Source organism: Bacteroides sp. ET489 (assembly GCF_030518095.1).
Taxonomy (GTDB): Bacteria; Bacteroidota; Bacteroidia; order Bacteroidales; family Bacteroidaceae; genus Bacteroides; species Bacteroides ndongoniae.
The window spans coordinates 1-713 of record NZ_JAULLJ010000123.1 but is presented as its reverse complement, the minus strand read 5'-3'; the positions used below and the strand labels follow the sequence as shown (position 1 = coordinate 713).

The following is a 713-nucleotide window of genomic DNA, read 5'->3' as shown; positions in this document are numbered from 1 at the left end:
TTTCCGGTAATGCTCCTTCTGACTTGTAGTAATTGACCATCTGACGTACTTCTTCCGTGCTGAAACCGATGATACTATTGAATTCCGGCTTCATGCTGATGTTTGTTCCGATGTTGAATCCGCTGGTTACGTCATCCATCGTAACGGGGCTGACACCGGTAATGAACAAACGGTCAATTGCTGCATCGGGTCCGGTAGTAGCTGCTTTGATGACATTGAAGAACTCACGGATAAATCCTTCGCCATGTGTCGTCTTGCGGTAGCGTTCCGTGCCGTAAGTGGCCAGTAGGGTATTGGTGAAGTTGTCGTACTCGTCAATCAGCAGATAGATATGCGGGCAGTTGTTGTCGCTGATATAGCGGGCAAGCGCATCCAACATCAGACCGGGAGAATCATTGAAAATGCTCAATTCACTCCAGATCTCACTACCCAACAAATACTCGTATTTCTTCACAAAACGAGTGATTGTAGAACTACAGTAGGTTTTAAACGATTGCTCCATTTCATCAGGATTGGAACTAACAATGGAGAAATTGAATCTGAGTACCAAATACTTATTATGCACCTTTGTAGCATGCTTCCCGATATACAGTTCACCGAAAAGTTCTTCGAAACGGTCGGCATAATCTACGCTGTAATATGTCTCCAGCATGGCCAGAAACAGCGACTTGCCGAAACGGCGGGGACGGAGCAGGAAAAGATAATTCGGCTGA

Annotated in this window: 1 protein-coding gene; it reads right to left on the bottom strand. The window is 45.7% G+C overall.

Annotation, left to right across the window (positions count from 1 at the left end; all coding sequences use genetic code 11):
- A partial coding sequence (locus tag Q3C19_RS18305) for an AAA family ATPase (RefSeq protein ID WP_302731301.1) occupies window positions 1-713 on the bottom strand: 713 nt, incomplete at both ends.